The organism is Streptomyces sp. NPDC002853 (assembly GCF_053591915.1).
The window spans coordinates 368952-390420 of the sequence record NZ_JBSFUS010000009.1 but is presented as its reverse complement, the minus strand read 5'-3'; the positions used below and the strand labels follow the sequence as shown (position 1 = coordinate 390420).

Here is a 21469-nt window from a genome sequence, read left to right as displayed (position 1 = left end):
GGGCCCCGCACAGACACTGTGCGGGGCCCCGATCGGCGTATGCGTCGAGCGGCTCTCAACCGCTCTGGGCAGCCAGCTCCTTGGCGGCCTCGGTGAGGTCCTTCGCCGTGTCGATCGCCCGCCAGTACGCGCCCTGCGGCAGCGGGAAGCCCGCCAGGCTCTTCTCGCGGGCCAGCCGCGGGAACGTGGTGCGCTCGTGGTCGCCGCGGTCCGGCAGGAGCGCGGTGAACGAGGCGGAGAAGACGTACACGCCCGCGTTGATCAGATACGGGGACGGCGGGGACTCGATGAAGTCCGTGATGTGGCCGAACGCGTCCGTCTCTACGGCGCCCCACGGGATGCGGGGGCGGGCCAGGGCGAGCGTCGCTGTGGCGTCGCGCTCGGCGTGGAAGGCCGCCATGTCGCGCAGCGAGAAGCGGGTCCAGATGTCGCCGTTCGTCGCGTACCAGGGGCGGTCCGCGTGCGGGAGGTGGCGGGCGGCGTACTTCAGGCCGCCGCCGCGGCCCAGCGGTTCGTTCTCGACGACCGTGGTGACGTTCAGGGGGAGGTCCGCCGACTCCAGCCACTCCTGGAGCACTTCGGCGAGATGGCCGCAGGAGACGACGGCGTCCGTCACGCCCTCGGCCGCCAGCCAGGAAAGCTGATGGCCGATGATCGGGGTCCCCGTGCCGGGGATCTCGACCATCGGCTTGGGCCGGTCGTCGGTGTACGGACGGAGGCGCGAGCCCTGGCCTCCGGCCAGGACGACGGCCTGCGTGGGTCTGTGAGCGTGAGGGTCGCCGGTCATGCCGGAAACCCTACGTGCCGACCCGATCAGCCGTTCTGATGGGCGGCGGCGACGCCCGTCGCGAAGGACGTGTCGCAGACCGGGCGGGCATACGACTGCGCGCGTGTCGGGCCGTACGCCCGGACGGCCGCGCGGCCGAGGGCACGGGCGATGGAGACGCAGTGCCTGGCGAGCGACGGGTGGCGGTTCACCTCCTGCTGGAGGTGGGTGAGCGCGACGCCCGGGTTCTTCTCCTGGAGCTCCAGGAGCAGCTTGTCGCGCAGGACGTCCTGCGGGGCGCGGGACTTGGCCGGCTTGGAAAGGTTGTCGGCGGATGCGGTGAGCATCGAATCCGAGGAGTTCCCGGACCAGTTGACGCTGGTGACCGCGAGGGTCCCGGAGAGCACCAGCATCACGGGCAGGACGAGAGCGAGCGTGCGGCCGATGCGTCGGGCGGGGCCTCGGTGGGCTCGGCGCGGCTTCTGGGTGTAGTTGGCGGAGTGCGTCACGCGAGTGAGCGTAGCGCTCGGTGATGATTTGGCGACATTACGTCACTCGGTCGAGCGACGGTGAATGAGGTTTTTCTGGAGCGGTGTTGACGGGGCCGAGGCGAAATGACCGGTCTGCCGGGGTATTTGTCGACAACGTGGGCGTACGTGAAGGGCCCCGCACCGAGGTGCGGGGCCCTTCACGTGCTGGTGAGGCGGCTCGTCAGTCGGTGAGGCGCTCGCCCGTCGACGTCGAGAACACGTGGATCTCACCCGGACGCGGCACGACGTGCAGCTGCGTGCCCTTCTCCGGGACCCGGCGGCCGTTCACGCGGACCACGAGGTCCTTGTGCTCGCCGCCGACCTCCGCGGAGCCGTAGACGTACCCGTCGGCGCCGAGCTCCTCGACGACGTTCACGGAGACGGCCAGGCCCGCCGGGGCGTCCTCGGTCTCCTTCGAGAGGGACTTCGCCGTGGCGCCGTCCTGCTCGACGATGTCGAAGTGCTCCGGGCGGACGCCGACCGTGACCGTGCGGTCGCCCTTGTCGGCCGCGGCGGACAGCGCCTCGCGGTTGACCGGCACGACGGAGTTGCCGAACTTCACGCCGCCGTCGGTGATCGGGACCTCGACGAGGTTCATGGCGGGGGAGCCGATGAAGCCGGCGACGAAGAGGTTGGCCGGGCGGTCGTACATGTTGCGGGGGCTGTCCACCTGCTGCAGCAGACCGTCCTTCAGTACGGCCACCCGGTCGCCCATGGTCATGGCCTCGACCTGGTCGTGCGTGACGTACACGGTGGTGATGCCGAGTCGGCGCTGCAGGCTGGCGATCTGCGTACGGGTGGAGACACGGAGCTTGGCGTCGAGGTTCGACAGCGGCTCGTCCATGAGGAAGACCTGCGGCTCACGCACGATGGCGCGGCCCATGGCGACACGCTGGCGCTGACCACCGGAGAGCGCCTTCGGCTTGCGGGCCAGGTAGTCCGTGAGGTCGAGGATCTTCGCCGCGTCCTCGACCTTCTGGCGGATCTCGGCCTTGTTGACGCCCGCGATCTTCAGGGCGAAGCCCATGTTGTCGGCGACCGTCATGTGCGGGTAGAGCGCGTAGTTCTGGAACACCATGGCGATGTCCCGGTCCTTGGGCGGCAGGTGCGTGACGTCGCGGTCACCGATGCGGATGGCTCCGGCGTTCACGTCCTCCAGGCCCGCGAGCATGCGCAGGGAGGTGGACTTTCCGCAGCCGGAGGGACCGACGAGGACGAGGAACTCGCCGTCCGCGACGTCGAGCTGAAGCTGGTCGACGGCGGGCTTGTCGCCACCCGGGTAGATGCGGGTCGCCTTGTCGAACGAAACAGTGGCCATGGTGAGGGCCCCCTTCACCGGCAGGAACGTGCCGGACGATCCGTTGTAAAGAGAGGAGTGGTGTAGTCCACCTGAGTGAACTGCTCGGACGGTACCCCGGGGGGGAGCGGTCTGTCAGTAGTCGTGCGCCCTCGACCTTCGAGGAAATTTTCGACGGGGGCACGTGCGACGTTGGTTACACTGCTCGGGCAGGACACTGCACGCCTCCTTAGCTCAGATGGCCAGAGCAACGCACTTGTAATGCGTAGGTCGTCGGTTCGAATCCGACAGGGGGCTCTTTTTCTTTGCCTAGTGGCGGCCCGACAGGCGGTCTGCCAGGCGGGCCAGGTGGGGGGGACTGGTTGTTGGGGTGGTCAGTTCTTGGTGGTCCGCTTTGCGGTACGTGGCGTACATGCCGTGGACTCCCAGCCAGCGGAACGGTTCCGGTTCCCATTTGCGGACCTTGTGGTTGACCCAGGGGAGGGTCGTGAGGTCCGTGGGGCCTGCCTGGCCCGAGTCCTGTTGGACCAGGTCGCGCAGGGTGCGGGCCGCGAGGTTGGCGGTGGCCACGCCCGAGCCGACGTAGCCGCCCGCCCAGCCGAGGCCCGTGGCGCGGTCCAGGGTGACCGTGGCGCACCAGTCGCGGGGGACGCCCAGGACGCCTGACCAGGCGTGGGCGATCTCGACTCCGGCGAGTTGGGGGAAGAAGCGGGTCAGGATGTCGCGCAGGGCCTCGATCGTGGCCGGCTGGGTGCGGCCGTCGTTGTCCGTTTTCGAGCCGTAGCGGTACGGGACGCCTCTGCCGCCGAGTGCGATGCGGCCGTCGGCAGTGCGCTGGGCGTACATGTACGCGTGCGCCATGTCGCCCAGCGTTTCGCGGCCCTCCCAGCCGATCGACTCCCATTGGGCGGGCGACAGGGGTTCCGTCGCGATCATTGAGGAGTTCATGGGGAGCCATGTGCGGCGTTGGCCCTTCAAGGACGCCGTGAAGCCCTCCGTGCAGCGCAGGATGTAGGGGGCGCGCACCGTGCCGTACGGGGTGATGGCGTGTTTGGGCTTGATCTCCGTGACGGGTGTCGACTCGTGGATCGTGACGCCGAGGGACTCGACCGCCGTCGCCAGGCCCTGCACCAGTTTCACCGGGTGCAGGCGTGCGCCGTGCGGGGTCCAGGTGGAGCCGACGGCGCCCGCGACGCGGATGCGGTCGGCCGTCTCCCGGGCGCCGTGCAGCGTGCGGTCCTTCTCGCCGTACGCGAGTTCCGTGGCGTGGAATTCCTTCAGGCGTGCCAACTGGGCGGGCGTGTAGGCGACTTCCAGTACGCCGCCGTGGTGGATGTCGGCGTCGATCCCTTCGGCCTTCGCCGTCTCGATCACCTCGGTGACCGTGTCGTTCATCGCCTCCTGGAGGCGGACCGCGGCCTCTTTGCCGTGCAGCCGGGCGTAGCGGTCGCGGCCCGCGATGCCGTTGTAGAGCCAGCCGCCGTTGCGGCCGGAGGCGCCGTACCCGCAAAACTTTTGTTCGAGGACGGTGATGCGGAGGAAGGGGGCGGCCTTCTTCAGGTAGTACGCGGTCCACAGGCCCGTGTAGCCGCCGCCGACTATGCAGACGTCGGCACTCTCGTCGCCCGGCAGGGGTTCACGGGGGGCCGGGGTGCCGTGGTCCGCGTACCAGTGCGAGATGCCGCCGTTGATCGTGCTGCTCATGTGCGGGACGTTACTGCGCTGGTGGGGGCTTTGGGGAGGGGGCTCGGGGGTGGGCGTTCCGATACGTTGGCCCGGCGCGTGGCGATGTCGAAGCGGCGCGTGCCGAGATCCAGGAGGACTGTTCAGATGGCCGTACGCAAGGCCGGGCGCATCGTCGCCGCGGTGGCCGCCACCGCACTCGTCGCCGGGGGCGCAGCCGCCTGCGGGCCCGAGGACCTCACGGGCGGGGGCGGGAGCGACGACAAGGGGGCGTCGGCCTCGGAGTCCGCGTCCAGCGGCGGTCCTGAGGCGAAGCAGCCGCCGGCCGGCACGGAGGCGCTCGCCAAGACGCCCGCCACGGTGAAGGGCGGCGTGATCACGGTCGGCGACCCGAAGGCCGGGCACACGGTCAAGCTGTACGAGGACGCGCGCTGTCCGATCTGCAAGAAGTTCGAGGAGACGGGCGCGCAGGCCCTGGTGAAGCCGGTGGCCGAGGGCAAGGTGAAGGTCGAGTACACGCTCGCCTCGTTCCTCGACAAGAACCTCGGCGGCAGCGGCTCGGTGAACGCGGCGAACGCGCTGCGGGCTTCGGTGGACGCGGGCAAGTTCCCGCAGTTCCACGCCGCGGTCTTCGCCAACCAGCCGGAGAGCGAGACCGAGGACGCCTTCACGCCCGCTTTCCTGCTGCGGATCGCCGACAACGTGGACGGGCTGCGGGGCGCCGAGTTCGACAAGGCGGTGCAGAAGGGCTCGTACAAGAGCTGGGTCGGTGAGGCCATGCAGGCTTTCACCGACGACGGCATGCAGGGCACGCCGACCGTCGTCATCGACGGCAAGAAGGCGGACAGCCGATCGCTGTTCGACCAGGAGACGTTCGCCGAGGAGCTCAAGGCGTCCGGGATCTCCTGACCGTCCATCTCCTCGGTGCCGGGCGTGCGGCGCTCCGGGTCAGCGGGTGGCAGGCGAGGCCGATCAGGACCGCCGTGAAGTGGCCCAGGTCGGTGAAGGTCCTGCCGGTGACCAGCGGAGTGCCGTACACGGCGAGGACGATCAGGAGGTACGCGTACCTCCAGGGGTTCGGCACCCAGTAGGTGAGGACCGCGATCACGCCCGCGAGGGCGTAACTCACCCCGATGTCGAGGGTGTTGACGGCCGACGTCGGGGCCGCGCCGTGGCGGATCGCGAGGGCGAGCACGCCCTCGCTGATGAGCGTGGCCATGACGTGCGCGCCCGCGGCGACCGCGAGCCAGCGGGCCGTGCCGAGCCAGCGTTCGGCGGTGGCGTGGAAGAGGGTGTAGAGCACGGCGTAGGACAGCCAGGTGCCGCCGTCGGTCCAGAACGCGCTGGCGACCAGGACCCGGACGGGGTTCTGCGACAGTTCGTGGATGTTGGTGGAGCGCTGGAGCAGGAAGTCCTTCTCGAACTCCGGTGACATGTGGTGCATCGCGACCGTCGTGACGAAGAGGACCGCGAGCCAGATGTACGTGCCGGGGGCGCTGCGGACGTAGGCCCGCGCCGGTCGGGTGGCCCGGTCAATGCCCATGCGTAATCCCCATGCGGCGATTCACGCATGCCGGTAGCGTCGCCGACGTGATCGACATTCGCGTTCCGGACGAGCTGATCGAGTCGCAGCACCTGTACGCGGGGGAGCCGGGCCGTGCCTTCATCGCGGCGCTGCCCGCGCGCGTGGCGGAGTTCGTCGAGCGGTGGGACCTGCGGGTCGACGGGCCCTCGATGCACGGCATGGCGGCGCTCGTGCTGCCCGTCGTGCGGCGCGACGGCACTCCTGCCGCGGCCAAGTTCCAGCTCCTGGACGAGGAGACCGAGGGGGAGCCGGTCGGGCTGCGGGTGTGGGACGGCGACGGGGCGGTGCGGTTGCTCGACCACGACGAGGGCACGGGCACGATGCTGCTCGAACGCCTCGACTCCGGGCGGATGTTGTCGACGGTGGAGGACACGCACAAGGCGGTCCTCGTCGTCGCCGAGCTGCTCGCGCGGCTCACGTCGGTGCCCGCGCCCGCGGGCATGCGGCGGCTCGCGGACATCGCCGCCGAGATGCTCGACGATCTGCCCGGTGCCCTGGAGGCGATCCCCGACCCGGCCGAGCGGGCGCTCGTGGAGCGGTGCGGGGGCGCGATGCGTGAGGTGGTGGGGGAGCCGGGGGAGCAGTTGCTGCACTGGGACCTGCACTTCGAGAACGTCCTGGCGGCCGAGCGCGAGCCGTGGCTCGCCATCGACCCGAAGCCGCTGGCCGGGGACCCGGGCTTCGACCTGTGGCCCGCGCTGAACAACCGTTTCGACGCGGACGACGTGCTGTGGCGTTTCGACGCGATGAGCGAGGTGCTCGGGCTCGACCGGGGGCGGGCCCGGGCGTGGACGCTGGGGCGGGTGCTGCAGAACGCCCTGTGGGAGATCGAGGACGGGCGGCCGCCGGACGAGGAGGATCTGGAGGTCGCGCGGCGGCTCCTCGGCCGGTGACGACCTGCTGTTCGGCGCCGGATCGTCGTACTCTGCCGCCATGATTCGTACCGCCACGCCTGCCGACGTCCCCGTCATCCACGCCATGGTCCGCGACCTCGCGGAATACGAGAAGGCGCTCGACGAGGCCAGGGCCACCGAGGAGCAGTTGCGTGAGGCGCTGTTCGGTGAGCGGCCCGCCGCGTTCGCGCACATCGCCGAGGACGACGCCACGGGGGAGGCCGTCGGGTTCTCGCTGTGGTTCCTGAACTTCTCCACGTGGCGTGGGGTGCACGGGATCTACCTGGAGGACCTGTACGTACGGCCTGAGGCGCGCGGCGGCGGGCACGGCAAGGCGCTGCTGACCGAGCTCGCGCGGATCTGTGTGGAGCGGGGCTATGAGCGGCTCGAATGGTCCGTGCTCGACTGGAACGAGCCGTCGATCAACTTCTACAGGTCGCTGGGCGCGCTGCCGCAGGACGAGTGGACCGTGTACCGGCTGACCGACGAGGCGCTGGCGGGGCTCGGGGCTGCCTGAACGTTTGTCGGTTTTGTCGGTTCTGTCGGTTCTGGGGCCGGGGTCTCCTCGTGCTCACGCGGACTTGAGGTCAAGCCCTGTCGGGGTGAGTGCGAGCGTCACCGCCTGAAGCGCGCTGTTGAAGGAGACCTCGGAGAGCAGGCCGGGCGCCGCCACCTGGTCCCCGGCCAGGTAGACGCCGTCGCCGCGGTCGATCGCCGGGCGGTCCCGCCAGGTGGTGCCGGGCAGGTCCACCGCGCCGGTGCGGCCGTTGGACACGGCGTCGCGGCGCCAGACCAGGCGGTCGCGCCAGCCGGGGAAGCCGAGGTCGAGCAGGTGGTCGGCGCGGGCCGCGCCGTCCGCCTTGGACTCCTCGGGGGCGAGCGGGAGCTGGCCCTGGACGAGCTCCTGCCCTGCGGGGGCGAGGCTGCGGTCCTGGGTGGTGAACCGTTCGATCCAGCCGGTCCCGTCCAGGTCGGAGATCGCGAAGGGGTCGCCCCTGCGGGAGGTGAGGGCCAGGTCGACGAGGGTCGTGCGGGCGCTGTCCCAGCGCAGGCTGTCGTCCTGGAGCAGGCGGCGGGCCGCGGGCAGTGAGGTGGCGACGACGACCGGTCCCTTGGCGCGGAGCGGGGCGAGGGAGTCGACGCGGGACAGGGTCTCCACCCGTACGCCCAGGTTCCAGGCGAGGGTCGCCATGCGGTCGATGACCGAGCCCCAGCCGCCGCTCGGGTAGTGCGCCTCCGGGGGCAGCTTCGTGGCGCGGCGCAGGCGCTCGTGCACGAACCTGGCGGAGAGGGAGCCGGGGTCGTGGTGGAACGTCGCCACGGCGATGTAGTGAGCGGCGGCGCGTGCGCCTTCCTCGCCCACCTCGCCGGTGGCCCATGTCATGAAGTCCTGGTCCACGGGCGCCTGTTCGGCCTTGCGGCGCAGGAGCTTCAGCATGGCGAGGGGTGGGGTGCGGCGGAGCCTGCCCTGGTGGTGCAGACGCAGGCGGGTGCCCTCGATGGGCGGGATGGGGGCGAGGGGGCCGATGAGGTCGCGCTGCTTGAGCCAGGTCCAGTGGGGGCCGCCGTTGTAGAGGGCGTGCGGGCCTTCGTTCGTGCGGTACGGGCCTTCGGCGGTGCGGGCCCGGCCGCCGAGGGTGTGGTGGGACTCGTGGATGGTCACGCGGGCGCCGGATTCCGCGGCGGTGATGGCCGCGGTGAGGCCGGCGAAGCCGCCGCCGATGATGCTGAGGGTCTTGCGGTCGGTGGGCATGGGGGGTGGCTCCTGTCTCGTCGTGGTGGCGCGCGTGCGCTCCTCTCCCGGTACGACGGACGGGGGGCCCGGGATGTGACATCGGGGCGGGTGCAGGCGTCAGCGGGGCGGTGCTGTCAGTGGGTGGGTGCACGATGGGCGCATGGGACTGAGGGATGGGCGGCAAGGTCGGCAGCGGGACGCGGCAGGGGTGAAGAAGGCGCGGCGGCCCGAGGTGCGGTTGCCCGCGCTGCGGGACTTCGGGGAGCTGGGGCTCGGCGGGGGCGAGCTGGAGCCCGACGGGGATTACGACGGGGTCGAGTTCCGGGGCCTGGATCTGTCGGGGCAGGACGGCGGGGGAGCGCTCTTCCTGGACTGTGCGGTGACGGGCTGCGGGGTGACGGAGACACGGCTCAGCCGGGCGCGGTTCGTGGACTCCGTGCTGACGGAACTGCGCGGGGTCGGCACGGAGCTGGTGGAGGCCTCGCTGCGGGACGTGGAGGTGGTGGACGCGCGGCTGGGGGGTGTTCAGCTGCACGGGGGTGTGCTGGAGCGGGTGGTCGTGCGGGGCGGGAAGATCGACTATCTGAACCTGCGGAAGGCCCGGTTGAAGGACGTCGTCTTCGAGGGCTGCGTGCTGGTGGAGCCGGACTTCGGGCAGGCGGCGCTGGAGCGGGTGGAGTTCGTGGGCTGCGTGCTGAAGGGGGCGGATTTCAGCGGCGTGCGCATGAAGGACGTCGACCTGCGGGAGGCGGCCGAGGTGGACATCCTGCGGGGGATCGACTGCTTGGCGGGTGCGGTGATCAGCACGGCCCAACTGATGGACCTGGCCCCGGCGTTCGCCGCGCAGGTCGGCGTACGGGTGGACTAGCGTCCGGCTTGGGTGGTGGGGGTGCGGGGGGGCGTCGGGCGGTTACGCGCGGGGGAAGCGGGACTGGAGCGTCCAGGTCCTGGAGGAAGTCCCGGGCCTCGCGGCGCAGCTCGGCGGTCGGCGTACGGGTGGCCGGCGTCCCGCTCTGGTGATGGGGGTGCGGGGAGAGGGCCCTGCCGGGTGCCTACGCGCGGGGGAAGCGGGACTGCAGTGTCCAGATCGCCGGGTTGTCCGAGAGGGACTCGTGCAGGTCCGTCAGGTCGGCCAGGAGGTCCTGGAGGAAGTCGCGGGCCTCGCGGCGCAGCTCGGCATGGGAGAACGTGAGCGGGGGTTCCTCTTCCCGCATCCAGTCCGCCTCGATGTCCACCCAGCCGAAGCGGCGGGTGAACAGCATGCGGTCCGTCGACTCCGTGAAGTCGAGCTCGGCGTACTGGGGGCGCGACGCCCGGCTGCCCAGAGGGTCCTGGTCCAGGAGCTCGACGATGTCGCACAGCGCCCACGCGAAGTCGAGCACCGGAACCCATCCCCAGGCTGTGGACAGCTCCCGGTCCGCCTTCGTGTCCGCGAGATACACGTCTCCGCAGAACAGGTCGTGCCGCAGCGCGTGGACGTCCGCACGGCGGTAGTCGAACTGCGGGGGGTCGGGAAAGCGGTGGGAGAGGGCGTAGCCGATGTCGAGCACGTGGTCGATGGTGTCATGGGCCGGGGGCGTGGATCGCCGCTGTTCAGGGGAGCAGTCGCTGTTCCTTCGCCACCGACACCGCTCCTGCCCTCGTGTCCACGCCCAGCTTGTCGTAGATCCGGCCCAGGTGCGTCTTCACGGTGGCCTCGCTGATGAACAGCGCGCGGGCGATGTCGCGGTTGCCGAGGCCCTGGGAGAGCTGCGCGAGGATGTCGAGCTCGCGGTCGGTGAGGGTGGGCAGCGGCTTGCGCATGCGGGCCATCACGCGGGACGCGACCGGCGGGGAGAGCGTGGTGCGGCCCTGCGCCGCGGCGTGGATCGCGGCGAAGAGCTCCTCGGGGCGCTCGGCCTTCAGGAGGTAGCCCGTGGCCCCCGCCTCGATGGCACGGGTGATGTCGGCGTCCGTGTCGTACGTCGTCAGGACCAGGACATGGGGCGCGGGGTCCGTGGACGCCGTGATGCGGCGTGTGGCCTCCACGCCGTCCATCCCCTCGCCGAGCTGCAGGTCCATCAGGACCACGTCCGGCGTCAGCTTCGCGGCGAGCGCGATCGCCTCCTCGCCGGTGCCCGCCTCGCCGACCACCTCGATGTCCGGCGCGCTGCCCAGCAGGGCCAGCAGTCCGGCGCGTACGACGATGTGGTCGTCGCAGACCAGGAGGCGGACCGAGGGGTGTGCCATCAGGTGCTCCTTTGGGGGGAGAGGGGGATCGCGACCGAGAGGACCGTGCCCTCGCCCGGTGCGGACTCGATCGTCAGTGTGCCGCCGAGCTGCTGTGCGCGGGCGCGGATCGCGGGCAGCCCGTGCCCCCGCCGGTCGGAGGCGGGCGGCTGCTCGGTGGGCGTGAAGCCGCGGCCGTCGTCCGCGATGTCGAGCACCACCTGATCGTCCAGGTGCGTGAGCGTCAGCGCCGTGGTGGACGCGTCGGCGTGCTCCATCACGTTGGCGAGCGCGCCCTGCGCGATGCGCAGGAGCGCGGACTGGGTGCGGTCGGGGAGCGGGGCGGGGGTTCCCTCGGCGTGGAAGCGGACCGTGAGGCCCGCGTCCTGCGCGGTGCGCTCGGCCAGCGTCCGCAGCGCCGCGTCGATGCCGCCGCCGTCGGCGAGGTCGGCGGGCGCCAGGTCGTGCACGAAGCGGCGGGCCTCGGTGAGGCCGAGTTCGGTGATCGACTCGGCGGTACGGACATGGGTGCGGGCCTTGGCCGGGTCCGTGTCCCAGACGCGGTCGGCGGCCTGGAGCAGCATCTGCTGGCTGGACAGGCCCTGGGCGAGGGTGTCGTGGATCTCCATGGAGAGGCGCTGGCGCTCGGCGAGGGTGCCCTCGCGGCGCTCGGTGGCGGCCAGTTCGCGGCGGGTGCGGATGAGGTCGTCGATGAGGGTGCGCTGGCGGGCCGCCTGGCGCTGCATGTAGAGGAAGACCGCGGTCGCGATCGCCGACACGGCGGGCGGCCCGAGGATCAGGTCGGGGTCGTAGCGGCCCGCGAGCCGCAGCTGCGACGCGATGACGCAGCCGGTCAGGACGGCCACCAGGGCCAGGGCCGCGCGCGGCGGCAGCGTCCGAAGCCCGGTGAAGAAGAGCGGCACCGCGCACCACCCGAAGCTCGGCGCGAGGACGACGAGGACCAGCCAGATCCCGACGACCAGGGCGAGCCAGGTCAGGCGGCGGGGGGTGGGGCGGGTGCCGGGTGCCGGGCCGGTGGCGGACGCGTACGGCGCGGAACGCTTCCCCCGCAGTCGCAGTGCCGCGGTGAGCGGCGCAAGGGCGTAGAGGACGGCGAGGACCCCCGAGAGCACGATGATCCACGGGACGCGCGCACCGCCGGGGTGGCGCAGCAGGAAGCGGGCCAGCGAGGTGGCGAGGAGCAGATAGAACGCCGCGTGCATGACGGCCGCGAGCCAGCGGGCGTCGGGGTCCCGCGTGCGGGGGTCGAGGCCGCCCGGCCTGCGCTGTCCCACTGGGGTGCCTCCCTCTCGTGCTGCCGTCTCGTATGCCGCGCTACGGCCGCGTACGGCTGCGTACAGCCGCGTACGGCCGTCTTTCGTGTCGCCGTCACGCCGTCACGCCGTCAGCCCTCGCTGAACTGCGCAAACAACCTCATTGTGGCCCGGCGGGACCATCGAGGGGTCAACCGATCGGTTGACCCTGGTGTCGGCCGAGTCGCGCGCGGCTCCCAGCCGGTACGTCGACGGGTCAGGGGCGGTACCGGCCACAGGATTGGTGTCAGGGAGAACGACCTCCCCGAGAACCTCCCCCGAGCCCCGCCTTCACCTGAGGAGCACCCATGCAGAAGCTCTCCCGCCGCACCCGTGTCCTGACCGTCGCCGCGACCGCCGCCGTCCTCGGCGCCGGTACCTTCGGTGCCGTCTCCGCCAGCGCCGAGTCCCCGGCCGCCGCCCCCAAGGCCGCCGTCGCCGCCGACGCGGCCAACAAGAACCTCACGCAGTCGACGCACCTGAACGTCGCGGCCGCGACCAAGGCCGCCCAGGCCACCCTGGACGCCGCGAAGAAGGAGAACCAGCGCGTCTCCGTCGCCGTCGTCGACCGCAACGGCAACACCATCGTCGAGCTGCGCGGCGACGGCGCGGGCCCGCAGTCCCCCGATTCGGCCGTGAAGAAGGCGTACACCGCCGTCTCCTGGAACGCGCCCACCTCCGAGCTGACCAAGCGCCTGGAGCAGGCCCCGAACCTGAAGGACATCCCCGGCACCCTGTTCCTCGCGGGCGGCGCCCCGGTGACCGCCAAGGACGCGCCCATCGCGGGCATCGGTGTCGCGGGCGCCCCGAGCGGCGACCTGGACGAGAAGTTCGCCAAGGCCGGCGTCGCGGCGCTCGGCCGCTGATGCCGAGGCTGTTCCCGGTCCGTACGACGCCGAGGAGGACGAACATGACGAGGACCGCGCAGGACCAGCGGCTGCTCGATGCCGCACGGGCCGGGAACGCCGACGAAGTGAGAGCCGCCCTCGACGCGGGAGCCCGCATCGAGGCCCGTGACACCGAGCTGCGCACCCCCCTGCTGCTCGCCGTCATCGGCGACCGTGTCGAGGCCGCACGGGTCCTGGTGGCCGCCGGCGCCGACGTCGACGCCCAGGACCACCGCGCCGACAGCCCCTGGCTGGCCACCGGCGTGACCGGCAGCGTCGCCATGCTGCACGCCCTGCTTCCCGCGGGGCCCGACCTGAGGCTCCGCAACCGGTTCGGCGGGATCTCAGTGATCCCGGCGGCGGAACGCGGCCACGTCGCGTACGTACGGGAAGTCCTGCGCGTCACCGACATCGACGTCGACCACGTCAACGACCTCGGCTGGACCGCCCTGCTGGAGGCCGTGATCCTCGGTGAGGGCGGCCGCGCGCACCAGGAGATCGTGGAGCTGCTGCTCGCCGCGGGCGCGACGCCGGGCCTCGCCGACCGGGACGGCGTCACCCCTCTCGGGCACGCGGAGCGCCGCGGTTTCGCCGAGATCGCCGCGCTGTTGAGGGGTGCTGCCTCGTGAAGGTTCCCGGGACGGCGGTCATCACTCTCCTGGGTGCCGCCCTCCTCGCGGGCTGCGGCACCGGCGGGGACGACGCCGAGGCGTCCGGCGCCGAGCCCACCCGCGCGCAGGCCACGGCCACCGTCCCCGCGGACCTGCGCACCCCCGAAGGCACCCTCCTGGTGGCCGACTTCGGCTCGGACACCGTCACGTTCGTGGACCCCGAGCGCGGGCCCGTCGAGTCCGTGGAGGTCGGCACCGCGCCCTACGGGATCGCCGTGGGGCAGGACGGCCGCGCCTGGGTCGCCACCGCGGACGCCGTGGCCGTCGTGGACACCGGCACCCGAGAACGCGTCGACCGCATCCCGTACGAGACCGACAGCGGTCCCACGACGACCGGCGAGTACCGCGGCGGCGGCATGGGCATCGCGCTCTCCCCGGACGGCGAGCACGCCTACGTGGGCGTCAACGTCCCGGGCGGGAAGGGAACCCTGGAGGTCATCGACACCGAGAAGCGCGAGGTCACGGACACCGTTCCGGTGGGCCGCCGGCCCTTCGACGTCGATGTGTCCAAGGACGGCAAGGAGGTTTACGCGACCAACCACGACTCCTTCGACGTGACGGTCGTGCGCGCCAACTCCCTCGAACCGCGCCGCATCGAAGTCGCCCCCTACGGCACGCAAGGCGGCCTCGGCTCCTGGCTGAAGCCGCACTACGCCGCCGTACGCCCGTCGGACGGCAAGCTCCTGCTGCCCTTCGAGGGCGAGAAGCTCGTCGTGCTCGACCCGCGCACCGGTGAGTCCGCCATCGAGGGGATGACGGCCAACACCCATCAGCACGGTGCGCGGATCACGCCGGACGGCACGCTGTTCGCGGTCGGCACGGGCCCCATCGATCCCTCCTCGGACGAGGGGCCCTCGCTGACCATGCGTACGACGGACGGCGAGGAGAAGGTCTTCCCGCTGGACGGCCCGCACGAGGACGTCGCGGTTTCCGAGGACGGCGGCACCGCCTACGTCACCGGCGGCTTCACCCGCGACGGCTTCTGGAACGGCATCACCGTCATCGACCTGAAGAGCGGCGACACCCACCGGCTCCCGGCAGGCGAGCGCCCGCTGGGCATCGCGATCCTGTAGGCCCGGCGCTCCCGTCAGACCGCCCGGAGGCCCTGGGCGGCGCGGGACGCCTGGGCGGCGACGCCGGGAATGCTCGACGTGACGAACGAACCACCCCCGGTCAGATCCCCGACCACCTGCACACGCGGGTCGGCGGGGATCAGCCCACCGGACGGGTGGAGCGTGCCGAGGCCACCGTCCACCAGGCTCCGGACCAGGTGCTCGGCGGCGGCCGGTACCGCTTGCTGCGGCGGATTCACGGCGTTGACGACGGTCTCGGCGGTGTCCTCGACGCCGTCGTGCCGGACCCGGAAGCCCCCGCCCGGCCCATGACCCGCGGGCGCCATCGCCTGGAGCCCCCGTACGACGGCCAGTTGCCCCGATTCCATGAGCCGGGCCAGGACGGAGGCGTTCCCCGGGATCATGGGCGAGGCCACGCCGGTGGCCGTGCGCCGGTGGCGCCGCAGCCACGCGCGATCGGCTTCGGGAAGCAGCCGCCATGCGTACGGGCCGACCGTGTGCGCCGCCTGCTGCAGCACCCGGCGGCCGATCCGGGGGTCGTCGACGGCGGCGAGCTGCCGCCGCAGACGCCGGAGGGGGGCATCGGGCCCGGACCCGGCCCCGGAGCCGACGAGGTCGGCCGTGAGGTCGTCGAAGTCCTCGCCCGCGTCCGCGAGTTCCGCGCGCAGCAGTCCGACGAGGGCATCGAGGGTGACCGAACCCCGTGTCCTGTGCAGCTCCGCGACGCGCTCCATGGTCACGTGCCGCGGGCGCCGGTCGTCCGGGCGCTGCCAGACGTGCGGCAGCACTCCGCTGCGTGAGTGCAGCGTGATCCGGCCCGTGTGACCGCGCGCGGCGAGCGACACCACGACGTCCACGGCGGTCAGTCCGCTGCCGATGACCGCGACATCGCTCCCGGCCGCCACCCGGTCGAGCGTGTCGGCCAGGGGGTAGGGGTCGGCCGTGTAGCCGTCCCGTCCGGTGAGGCCGTACAGGTCGGGGGGAGTTCCGCCGCCCACGCACAGCACCATGTGGGTGGCCGTGTGCTCCTGTGCGTCGGGCGTGCGCAGCAGGAGGCGTTCCCCGGAGCGGGCGGCGCCGGTCACGGGGGCGGCCACGACGCGGACGAGCCACCCCCGCTCGCTCAGCGCCGCCATGGCTTTCTCGGCGGTGTGCTCGAGATACTCGCCGTACAGGGCACGCGGGACCAACGGCACGCGCAGGAACGCGTCGACGTGCTCGGCGCCGCGCTCCCCGAGCCAGGCCGCGTAGTGGCCGAAGTCGCCGTTCCGGACGGACATGATGGCGGGCGGCGCGTTCACGAGCACCGCGTCCAGGTCCGGCCCGTACGGCCGCCCCCGCCACAGGCGCGGCGACGGCTCGAAGACCGTGATGGTGCCCGACGCCTCTTCCTGTGCGGGTGCCGGTGTCGCCAGCGCGTCCAGCAGGGCGACCGCCGCCGCGCCCCCTCCGACGATCGCGATGTGCGTGTCTGCCATGTGGTGCCTCTCCCTGATGCCGGCCGTCGTGCGTCATCGACGACCTTCGCGAGAGCCGCCCGCGAACCCCATCCCCCATACAGGGGCGGCCCGTTGGCGCCACCCCCCTCAAACGAGGGGTTGGTGCCGTACGAGAGACAAGGCAGGCTGACCGGCGGAGGGGATGCCGATGAACGACGCAGGCCGGCCAGCGCCCGCAGCGGTCGAGCAGGCCGTGGTGCGGGCCGTCGGGCAGGCCGCCGACGCGAGCGAGCTGTTCGCCCGTGCCTCGGCGGGGCTGCGGCGGCTCGTGCCGTTCCACTCCGCCGTGTGGACGGCCGCCGACCCGGAGACCGGCCTGATCACGGCGCCCATGCTGGTGGAGAACGTCGGCTCGGGCGAGGGCTGTTACGCCTACTGGGAGAGCGAGCTCCTGGAGGAGAACATCGTGCCGTTCCGCGAGCTGGCCCGCGCGGACCTGCCGGCGGCCGGACTGCGCGCCGCCACCGGCGGGCTGCCCGCCCGCAGCGCCCGCTACCGGCGCCTCCTGCTCGGCCAGGGTGTGCACGACGAGCTGCGTGCCGTACTGCGGACCGGCGGCAGGCCGTGGGGCCTGGTGAGCCTGTTCCGCACCACCGACGCGTTCCGCGCGGACGAGGTCGCACAGCTCGCGGGTCTGTCCCGCCCGCTCGCCGAGCGCCTGCGCGGGTTCGCCAGGCCGCCCGCACCCGCACCGGGCACGGACGTGCCCGCTCCCGGTCTGATCCTCTTCGACGCCTCCGGCGAGGCGCTGTCCGTCAACGACGAGGCGCGGCAGCACTTGGCCCTGCTGCCGAAAGGGCCGTCGTTCCCCTCGCCGCTCGGCCTGCGGCTGCCCATCTGGGTGGTCGGCACGGCCTTCCAGGCGCGGGCCGTGGCCGAAGGGCGCGCCCACCACGGCACCACCCGCGTACGCATCCGGACCACCGAAGGCCGCTGGCTCGCCTGCCACGCCTCCTGCCTCACGGGCCCCGGCGGCAGGCCGGGACCGGTGGCCCTGGTCATCGAGCCGGCGGCGCCCGCCGATCTGGCGGTCCTGGTCGCCGAGGCGTACGGCCTGACGTCACGGGAGCTGCAGATCACCCAGCTCGTCGTACGCGGGATGACCACCGCGGAGATCGCCGGGGCGCTGTTCATCTCCCCGCACACGGTCCGCGACCATCTCAAGGCCGCCTTCGCCAAGGCGCGCGTCTCCAGCCGGGGCGAGTTGGTGGCCCGGCTTTTCACCGAGCACTACTGGCCCGCGCTGCCGGAGCGAGACCCCGGGTGACGCCCGTGCGGCCGCACCGAACATATGCCGCATAAGATCACAGGCGTGCACCCACGATCCACGGCGCTGCGCGGCACGTCGGCCGCTGCCCTCACCGCTCTCGTCCTCACCGCGTGCAGCGGCTCCGGAGTGCACGGCACGCCCGGGGCCGATGGCGTGCGCGACCCGTACTTCCCCAGGCTGGGGAACGGCGGCTACGACGTCGCGCACTACGACCTGACCCTCGGCTACGACCCCGACGCGCGGCACCTCACCGGCACCGCCGAGGTCACGGCGCGTGCGACGCAGGACCTCAGTGCCTTCAACCTGGACCTGAAGGGCCTTGAGGTGAAGGGCGTGAGTGTCGAGGGGAAGGACGCCTCCTTCCACCGCGACGGGCAGGAGCTGACGATCCGTCCCCCGGACGACCTCGACGAGGGCGAGACGTTCCGCACGGTCGTCCGCTACTCCGGCAACCCGGAGACCGTCACCGACCCGGACGACTCCGAGGAGGGCTGGCTGCGGACGGAGGAGGGCGCCATCGCGCTGGGTGAGCCGACCGGTTCCATGGCGTGGTTCCCGTCGAACAACCACCCCTCGGACAAAGCCTCGTACGACATACGCGTCACGGTCCCCAAGGGTCTGAAGGCCATCTCCAACGGCGAGTTGACCCGCGAGTCGACCAAGAACGGCCGCACCACCTTCGCCTGGCACAGTGCCGAGCCGATGGCGACCTATCTCGCGACGGTGGCGATCGGGCCCTACGAGGTGAAGAAGTCGACGACGAAGTCCGGCATACCGGTACTCACGGCGGTGGAACCCTCCGAGGCCAAGGCCAGTGCCAAGGCGCTCGCCCGGATTCCCGAGATCCTGGAGTGGCAGGAGCTGAACTTCGGCCCCTACCCCTTCTCGTCGGCCGGCGCGATCGTCGCCCGCGAGGGGGACGCGGGCTACGCCCTGGAGACCCAGACCCGCCCCACCTACCCGGGCGCCCCCGACACCGGGCTCATCGTCCACGAGCTGGCCCACCAGTGGTTCGGCAACTCGGTGACGCCCAAGTCCTGGCGGGACATGTGGCTCAACGAAGGCTTCGCGACGTACGCCGAGTGGCTCTGGGAGGAGGACAACGACGGCGACAGCGCGCAGGAGATCTTCGACCAGATCTACGCGGGCGACTATTACGCCACCAAGGAGGACAACGACGCCATCTGGGCCTTCCCGCCCGCGAAGCCGCCGTCCGCCGCGACCATCTCGGACAGCCCGGTCTACGAGCGGGGCGGCATGGTCATCCACAAGATCCGCCGGGCGGTGGGGGACGACACCTTCTACGACATCGTGCAGGGCTGGACGAAGACCCACCGCCACGGCAACGCGGACACCGAGGACTTCACGCGGTACGTGGAGAAGCACGCGGGCAGCGAGAAGGCGCGCGAGAAGGTCCGGGCGATCTGGGGGCCGTGGCTGTACGGGGACGGCAAGCCGGAGCGGCCGTAAGTCACGGCAGCGGCTTGCGCAGTACCGCGCAGGGGCGGCCCGCGTCGAGGTCGTGGCGGTGGTCGATGACCTCGTAACCGAGCGTCCCCCAGAAGGCGAGCCCCGCTTCGTTCCCCTCCAGGACGGCGATCCGCACCCCTTCGCGGCCGTTCGCCCGGAACCGCTCCTCGATCCTGCCCACGAACTCCCGCCCGTGTCCCTTGCGTTGCTGCCCGGCGTCCACCATGAGCAGGCCGATCCAGGGGTCGGTGTCGGCGGGGTCGGGATGGCGGTCCAGTGTGATGCCGATCCCGACGACCCGCCCCTTGGACCGCGCGACGAGCACCTCGGCACCCGGCACGGCCAGCTCGTCCGCGAGCGCCGCGGCGACCTGCTCGGGGCGGATGTCGTGGGGGTCGGGGAAGTCCCCGGAGAGGGCGTGGAAGACGTGGTTCGACGCGTACAGGGCGGTGAGCTCGGTGAGCAGCTCGCCGGGGAGCGCGCCGTCCCCCGCGGGCGTCAGCGGTTCGAGGATCATGCGGCGCAGGTTAGCCGCCGGACGGCGGCGGGCGGTGGCGCACCGCGAGGGCCCCCGGCGGAGATCTCCGCCGGGGGCCCTCGTGAACTCGCCTAGGAACCTCAGACGTTGACGCCGAAGTCCTGCGCGATGCCGACGAGGCCGGACGCGTAGCCCTGGCCCACGGCGCGGAACTTCCACTCCGCGCCGCTGCGGTACAGCTCGCCGAAGACCATGGCGGTCTCGGTGGCGGCGTCCTCGCTCAGGTCATAGCGGGCGATCTCCGTGCCACCGGTCTGGTTGATGATGCGGATGAAGGCGTTCCGCACCTGGCCGAAGTTCTGCGAGCGGTTCTCGGCGTCGTAGATCGAGACCGGGAAGACGATCTTGTCGATGTCGGCCGGGAGGCCCGCGAGGTTGACCTTGATCTGCTCGTCGTCGCCCTCGCCCTCACCCGTGACGTTGTCACCGGTGTGCTCGATGGTCTGGTCCGGCGTCACCTTGTTGTTGAAGAAGACGAAGTGCTGGTCCGAGAAGACCTTGCCCTGCGGGTTCACCGCGATGGCCGAGGCGTCCAGGTCGAAGTCGGTGCCAGTGGTGGTACGGACGTCCCAGCCGAGGCCCACGGTGACGGCGGTCAGGCCCGGAGCCTCCTTGGTGAGCGAGACGTTGCCACCCTTGGACAGGCTTACTGCCATTGTTGGGAGTCCCTTCCCTCGTTGCGTACGAACGGGCTTCGTACTGGGGACGAAGCTACCGTCACCTCTATGAACGTCGACCAGGGTCCCAGAGGTTCCAGGTCCTTTTACTTTCTTTACTCATCTCACGCGTCACTCCCGACGCAAGCGGGGCGCGCCGTAAATACGGGTGACGTGGACCGGACAGACGCGGGACCATAGGACCCATGTCCGGTCCCTATGTCATCCGCGGCTCCGTCTCCCTGCCCGAGGCCGAGCTCATGTGGCGTTTCTCCAGGTCGTCGGGGCCGGGCGGTCAGCACGTCAACACCAGTGATTCGCAGGTGGAGCTGAGGTTCGACCTGGCCAACACGGAAGCGCTGCCTCCGGTGTGGAAGGAGCGCGCCCTGGAGCGGCTCGCCGGCCGGCTCGTCGGCGGAGTCGTCAGCGTGCGGGCCTCCGAGCACCGTTCCCAGTGGCGCAACCGAGAGATGGCGGCCACCCGCCTCGCCTCGCTGCTCGCCGAGGCCACCGCACCGCCGCCGCGGCCCCGCCGCGCCACGAAGATCCCCCGGGGAATCAACGAACGGCGGCTCCGCGAGAAGAAGCAGCGCAGTCAGACCAAGCGCGGCCGCTCGGGCGAGGGCTGGGGCTGAGCCCCGGCCCATGGCCACCGCAGCAAACGGTCCCGGCAGCAAAGACAGTTCAACCCGGAACCATTGAGCCCGGAACCGTCCGGCCCGGAATCGTTCACCCGGGAACCTTTCAGCCCAGTTGTCGGTACTTGCCCTTGAAATACATCAGCGGGCCCCCGTCGGCGCTCGGCAGGGCAGCCGAAAGTACCCGCCCGATGACGAGGGTGTGGTCACCCGCTGTCACTGTCTGCTCGGTCCGGCACTCCAGCGTCGAGAGCGCGCCGCCGATCAGCGGCGCCCCCGAGATCTCCCCTCGCGCGTACGGAAGGTCCTCGAAGAGCAGCCGGTCGCTGATCCGGCCCTTCATCGCGAACCGGCCCGCGATGTGGCGCTGGCTCTCGGAGAGCACCGAGACGCCCCACAGCGGCTGCTCGGCGAGCAGGTCGTCCATCCGCGAGCCCTCACGCAGGCTGACCAGCACGAGCGGCGGGTCGAGGGACACGGAGAGGAAGGCCGTCGCCGTCATGCCGACGTCCTCGCCGTCCGGTGCCTGCGGGTCGTCCGCGTCCAGGGACGGCTCTTGGGCGGTCACCAGGACCACACCCGCGGCCAGCCGGGACATGGCGGCGCGGAACTCTTCGTTGCTCACCCCCACAGGATGCCCGTCGGGGGACGGGACGCGGGGGGAGGGCTGGGCAGGGGGAGTCGCGGAGGCGCTCGCCAGGGATGTCTTCAGTACGGGAACCACGGGATCGACGCTAGCCCGGCCGCCCCTGCCGCC

Annotated in this window: 23 protein-coding genes and 1 tRNA gene; 11 read left to right on the top strand and 13 right to left on the bottom strand. The window is 71.6% G+C overall.

Annotated features, from left to right (window positions below; translation table 11 throughout):
- Positions 1-55 precede the first annotated feature (55 nt).
- The 3 genes from ACWD02_RS26355 to ACWD02_RS26345 form a co-directional block, all read right to left on the bottom strand.
- Complete coding sequence (locus ACWD02_RS26355) at positions 56-787, bottom strand: nucleotidyltransferase family protein (protein ID WP_363213109.1); 732 nt, start codon at positions 785-787, stop codon at positions 56-58.
- A gap of 26 nt (positions 788-813) precedes the next feature.
- Complete coding sequence (locus tag ACWD02_RS26350; RefSeq protein WP_365821527.1) at positions 814-1275, bottom strand: hypothetical protein; 462 nt, start codon at positions 1273-1275, stop codon at positions 814-816.
- Positions 1276-1477: 202 nt separating this feature from the next.
- Positions 1478-2614: an ABC transporter ATP-binding protein gene (locus ACWD02_RS26345; protein WP_451214893.1), complete on the bottom strand. Its 1137-nt coding sequence runs from the start codon at positions 2612-2614 to the stop codon at positions 1478-1480.
- A 202-nt stretch (positions 2615-2816) separates the two neighbouring features.
- Between ACWD02_RS26345 and ACWD02_RS26340 the strand changes: the two genes are divergently transcribed.
- A tRNA-Thr gene (locus ACWD02_RS26340) sits at positions 2817-2890 on the top strand.
- A gap of 12 nt (positions 2891-2902) precedes the next feature.
- Here the strand turns inward: ACWD02_RS26340 and ACWD02_RS26335 are convergent.
- The gene (locus ACWD02_RS26335) at positions 2903-4297 is read right to left on the bottom strand and encodes an NAD(P)/FAD-dependent oxidoreductase (protein ID WP_451214892.1); all 1395 of its coding nucleotides are present in this window, start codon (positions 4295-4297) and stop codon (positions 2903-2905) included.
- A gap of 126 nt (positions 4298-4423) precedes the next feature.
- Here ACWD02_RS26335 and ACWD02_RS26330 point away from each other — a divergent pair, with 126 nt between their 5' ends.
- Positions 4424-5185 (top strand): DsbA family protein, encoded by a 762-nt coding sequence (locus ACWD02_RS26330; RefSeq protein ID WP_451214891.1) that lies wholly within the window; start codon positions 4424-4426, stop codon positions 5183-5185.
- On the opposite strand, the gene ACWD02_RS26325 is transcribed toward ACWD02_RS26330, so the two are convergent.
- Positions 5163-5819 carry a rhomboid-like protein gene (locus tag ACWD02_RS26325; RefSeq protein ID WP_451214890.1) on the bottom strand — a complete coding sequence of 219 codons (657 nt, stop codon included), beginning with the start codon at positions 5817-5819 and terminating at the stop codon, positions 5163-5165. The two genes, ACWD02_RS26330 and ACWD02_RS26325, sit on opposite strands and share 23 nt — an antisense overlap.
- 11 nt (positions 5820-5830) lie before the next feature.
- On the opposite strand from ACWD02_RS26325, the gene ACWD02_RS26320 reads away from it, so the two are divergent.
- Positions 5831-6754: an aminoglycoside phosphotransferase family protein gene (locus ACWD02_RS26320; protein WP_451214889.1), complete on the top strand. Its 924-nt coding sequence runs from the start codon at positions 5831-5833 to the stop codon at positions 6752-6754.
- A 40-nt stretch (positions 6755-6794) separates the two neighbouring features.
- Complete coding sequence (locus ACWD02_RS26315) at positions 6795-7271, top strand: N-acetyltransferase family protein (RefSeq protein WP_451214888.1); 477 nt, start codon at positions 6795-6797, stop codon at positions 7269-7271.
- 54 nt (positions 7272-7325) lie between these two features.
- Here the strand turns inward: ACWD02_RS26315 and ACWD02_RS26310 are convergent, their stop codons facing one another.
- Entirely contained in the window at positions 7326-8507 is a 1182-nt protein-coding gene (locus tag ACWD02_RS26310; protein WP_451214887.1) for an FAD-dependent oxidoreductase, read from the bottom strand.
- A gap of 142 nt (positions 8508-8649) precedes the next feature.
- On the opposite strand from ACWD02_RS26310, the gene ACWD02_RS26305 reads away from it, so the two are divergent.
- Positions 8650-9357, top strand: a complete 708-nt coding sequence (locus ACWD02_RS26305) for a pentapeptide repeat-containing protein (RefSeq protein ID WP_451214886.1) — start codon at positions 8650-8652, stop codon at positions 9355-9357.
- A gap of 184 nt (positions 9358-9541) precedes the next feature.
- Here ACWD02_RS26305 and ACWD02_RS26300 read toward each other — a convergent pair whose 3' ends face one another.
- Genes ACWD02_RS26300 through ACWD02_RS26290 form a run of 3 tightly spaced genes read right to left on the bottom strand, consistent with a single transcriptional unit; the run spans position 9542 to position 11992 of the window.
- Positions 9542-10039 carry a hypothetical protein gene (locus ACWD02_RS26300; protein WP_451214885.1) on the bottom strand — a complete coding sequence of 166 codons (498 nt, stop codon included), beginning with the start codon at positions 10037-10039 and terminating at the stop codon, positions 9542-9544.
- A 43-nt stretch (positions 10040-10082) separates the two neighbouring features.
- Complete coding sequence (locus tag ACWD02_RS26295) at positions 10083-10718, bottom strand: response regulator (protein ID WP_451214884.1); 636 nt, start codon at positions 10716-10718, stop codon at positions 10083-10085.
- Entirely contained in the window at positions 10718-11992 is a 1275-nt protein-coding gene (locus tag ACWD02_RS26290; protein WP_451214883.1) for a sensor histidine kinase, read from the bottom strand. Before ACWD02_RS26290 ends, ACWD02_RS26295 begins: the two co-directional genes overlap by 1 nt.
- A 326-nt stretch (positions 11993-12318) precedes the next feature.
- Between ACWD02_RS26290 and ACWD02_RS26285 the strand changes: the two genes are divergently transcribed.
- Genes ACWD02_RS26285 through ACWD02_RS26275 form a run of 3 tightly spaced genes read left to right on the top strand, consistent with a single transcriptional unit; the run spans position 12319 to position 14641 of the window.
- A complete protein-coding gene (locus ACWD02_RS26285) occupies positions 12319-12876 on the top strand; it encodes a GlcG/HbpS family heme-binding protein (protein WP_451214882.1) in 558 nt (185 codons plus the stop codon).
- Positions 12877-12920: 44 nt separating this feature from the next.
- Complete coding sequence (locus ACWD02_RS26280; RefSeq protein WP_451214881.1) at positions 12921-13526, top strand: ankyrin repeat domain-containing protein; 606 nt, start codon at positions 12921-12923, stop codon at positions 13524-13526.
- Positions 13523-14641: a YncE family protein gene (locus tag ACWD02_RS26275; protein WP_451214880.1), complete on the top strand. Its 1119-nt coding sequence runs from the start codon at positions 13523-13525 to the stop codon at positions 14639-14641. Before ACWD02_RS26280 ends, ACWD02_RS26275 begins: the two co-directional genes overlap by 4 nt.
- 14 nt (positions 14642-14655) lie before the next feature.
- Here the strand turns inward: ACWD02_RS26275 and ACWD02_RS26270 are convergent, their stop codons facing one another.
- A complete protein-coding gene (locus ACWD02_RS26270; RefSeq protein WP_451214879.1) occupies positions 14656-16119 on the bottom strand; it encodes an FAD/NAD(P)-binding protein in 1464 nt (487 codons plus the stop codon).
- 169 nt (positions 16120-16288) lie between these two features.
- Between ACWD02_RS26270 and ACWD02_RS26265 the strand changes: the two genes are divergently transcribed.
- Positions 16289-17407, top strand: a complete 1119-nt coding sequence (locus ACWD02_RS26265; RefSeq protein ID WP_451214878.1) for a LuxR C-terminal-related transcriptional regulator — start codon at positions 16289-16291, stop codon at positions 17405-17407.
- Positions 17408-17431: 24 nt separating this feature from the next.
- Positions 17432-18880, top strand: a complete 1449-nt coding sequence (locus ACWD02_RS26260; RefSeq protein WP_451214877.1) for a M1 family metallopeptidase — start codon at positions 17432-17434, stop codon at positions 18878-18880.
- 1 nt (position 18881) lies between these two features.
- Here the strand turns inward: ACWD02_RS26260 and ACWD02_RS26255 are convergent, their stop codons facing one another.
- On the bottom strand, positions 18882-19397 hold the full coding sequence (locus ACWD02_RS26255) for an N-acetyltransferase family protein (protein WP_451214876.1): 516 nt from the start codon (positions 19395-19397) through the stop codon (positions 18882-18884).
- 101 nt (positions 19398-19498) lie between these two features.
- Positions 19499-20074, bottom strand: a complete 576-nt coding sequence (locus tag ACWD02_RS26250; protein WP_365821507.1) for a TerD family protein — start codon at positions 20072-20074, stop codon at positions 19499-19501.
- Positions 20075-20271: 197 nt separating this feature from the next.
- On the opposite strand from ACWD02_RS26250, the gene arfB reads away from it, so the two are divergent.
- A complete protein-coding gene (arfB, locus tag ACWD02_RS26245; RefSeq protein WP_451215002.1) occupies positions 20272-20709 on the top strand; it encodes an alternative ribosome rescue aminoacyl-tRNA hydrolase ArfB in 438 nt (145 codons plus the stop codon).
- Between the two features lie 109 nt (positions 20710-20818).
- Here the strand turns inward: arfB and ACWD02_RS26240 are convergent, their stop codons facing one another.
- Positions 20819-21337, bottom strand: coding sequence for a flavin reductase family protein (locus tag ACWD02_RS26240; RefSeq protein WP_451214875.1), 519 nt, complete (start codon positions 21335-21337; stop codon positions 20819-20821).
- Positions 21338-21469 lie beyond the last annotated feature (132 nt).

Coding starts and splice junctions, on each gene's coding strand:
- ACWD02_RS26320 (WP_451214889.1), top strand. CDS start 5,831: ATGCGGCGATTCACGCATGCCGGTAGCGTCGCCGACGTGATCGACATT.
- ACWD02_RS26305 (WP_451214886.1), top strand. CDS start 8,650: ATGGGACTGAGGGATGGGCGGCAAGGTCGGCAGCGGGACGCGGCAGGG.
- ACWD02_RS26345 (WP_451214893.1), bottom strand. CDS start 2,614: ATGGCCACTGTTTCGTTCGACAAGGCGACCCGCATCTACCCGGGTGGC.
- ACWD02_RS26280 (WP_451214881.1), top strand. CDS start 12,921: ATGACGAGGACCGCGCAGGACCAGCGGCTGCTCGATGCCGCACGGGCC.
- ACWD02_RS26250 (WP_365821507.1), bottom strand. CDS start 20,074: ATGGCAGTAAGCCTGTCCAAGGGTGGCAACGTCTCGCTCACCAAGGAG.
- ACWD02_RS26265 (WP_451214878.1), top strand. CDS start 16,289: ATGAACGACGCAGGCCGGCCAGCGCCCGCAGCGGTCGAGCAGGCCGTG.
- ACWD02_RS26330 (WP_451214891.1), top strand. CDS start 4,424: ATGGCCGTACGCAAGGCCGGGCGCATCGTCGCCGCGGTGGCCGCCACC.
- ACWD02_RS26285 (WP_451214882.1), top strand. CDS start 12,319: ATGCAGAAGCTCTCCCGCCGCACCCGTGTCCTGACCGTCGCCGCGACC.
- ACWD02_RS26355 (WP_363213109.1), bottom strand. CDS start 787: ATGACCGGCGACCCTCACGCTCACAGACCCACGCAGGCCGTCGTCCTG.
- ACWD02_RS26255 (WP_451214876.1), bottom strand. CDS start 19,397: ATGATCCTCGAACCGCTGACGCCCGCGGGGGACGGCGCGCTCCCCGGC.
- ACWD02_RS26315 (WP_451214888.1), top strand. CDS start 6,795: ATGATTCGTACCGCCACGCCTGCCGACGTCCCCGTCATCCACGCCATG.
- ACWD02_RS26325 (WP_451214890.1), bottom strand. CDS start 5,819: ATGGGCATTGACCGGGCCACCCGACCGGCGCGGGCCTACGTCCGCAGC.
- ACWD02_RS26270 (WP_451214879.1), bottom strand. CDS start 16,119: ATGGCAGACACGCACATCGCGATCGTCGGAGGGGGCGCGGCGGCGGTC.
- ACWD02_RS26310 (WP_451214887.1), bottom strand. CDS start 8,507: ATGCCCACCGACCGCAAGACCCTCAGCATCATCGGCGGCGGCTTCGCC.
- ACWD02_RS26260 (WP_451214877.1), top strand. CDS start 17,432: ATGCCGCATAAGATCACAGGCGTGCACCCACGATCCACGGCGCTGCGC.
- ACWD02_RS26295 (WP_451214884.1), bottom strand. CDS start 10,718: ATGGCACACCCCTCGGTCCGCCTCCTGGTCTGCGACGACCACATCGTC.
- ACWD02_RS26335 (WP_451214892.1), bottom strand. CDS start 4,297: ATGAGCAGCACGATCAACGGCGGCATCTCGCACTGGTACGCGGACCAC.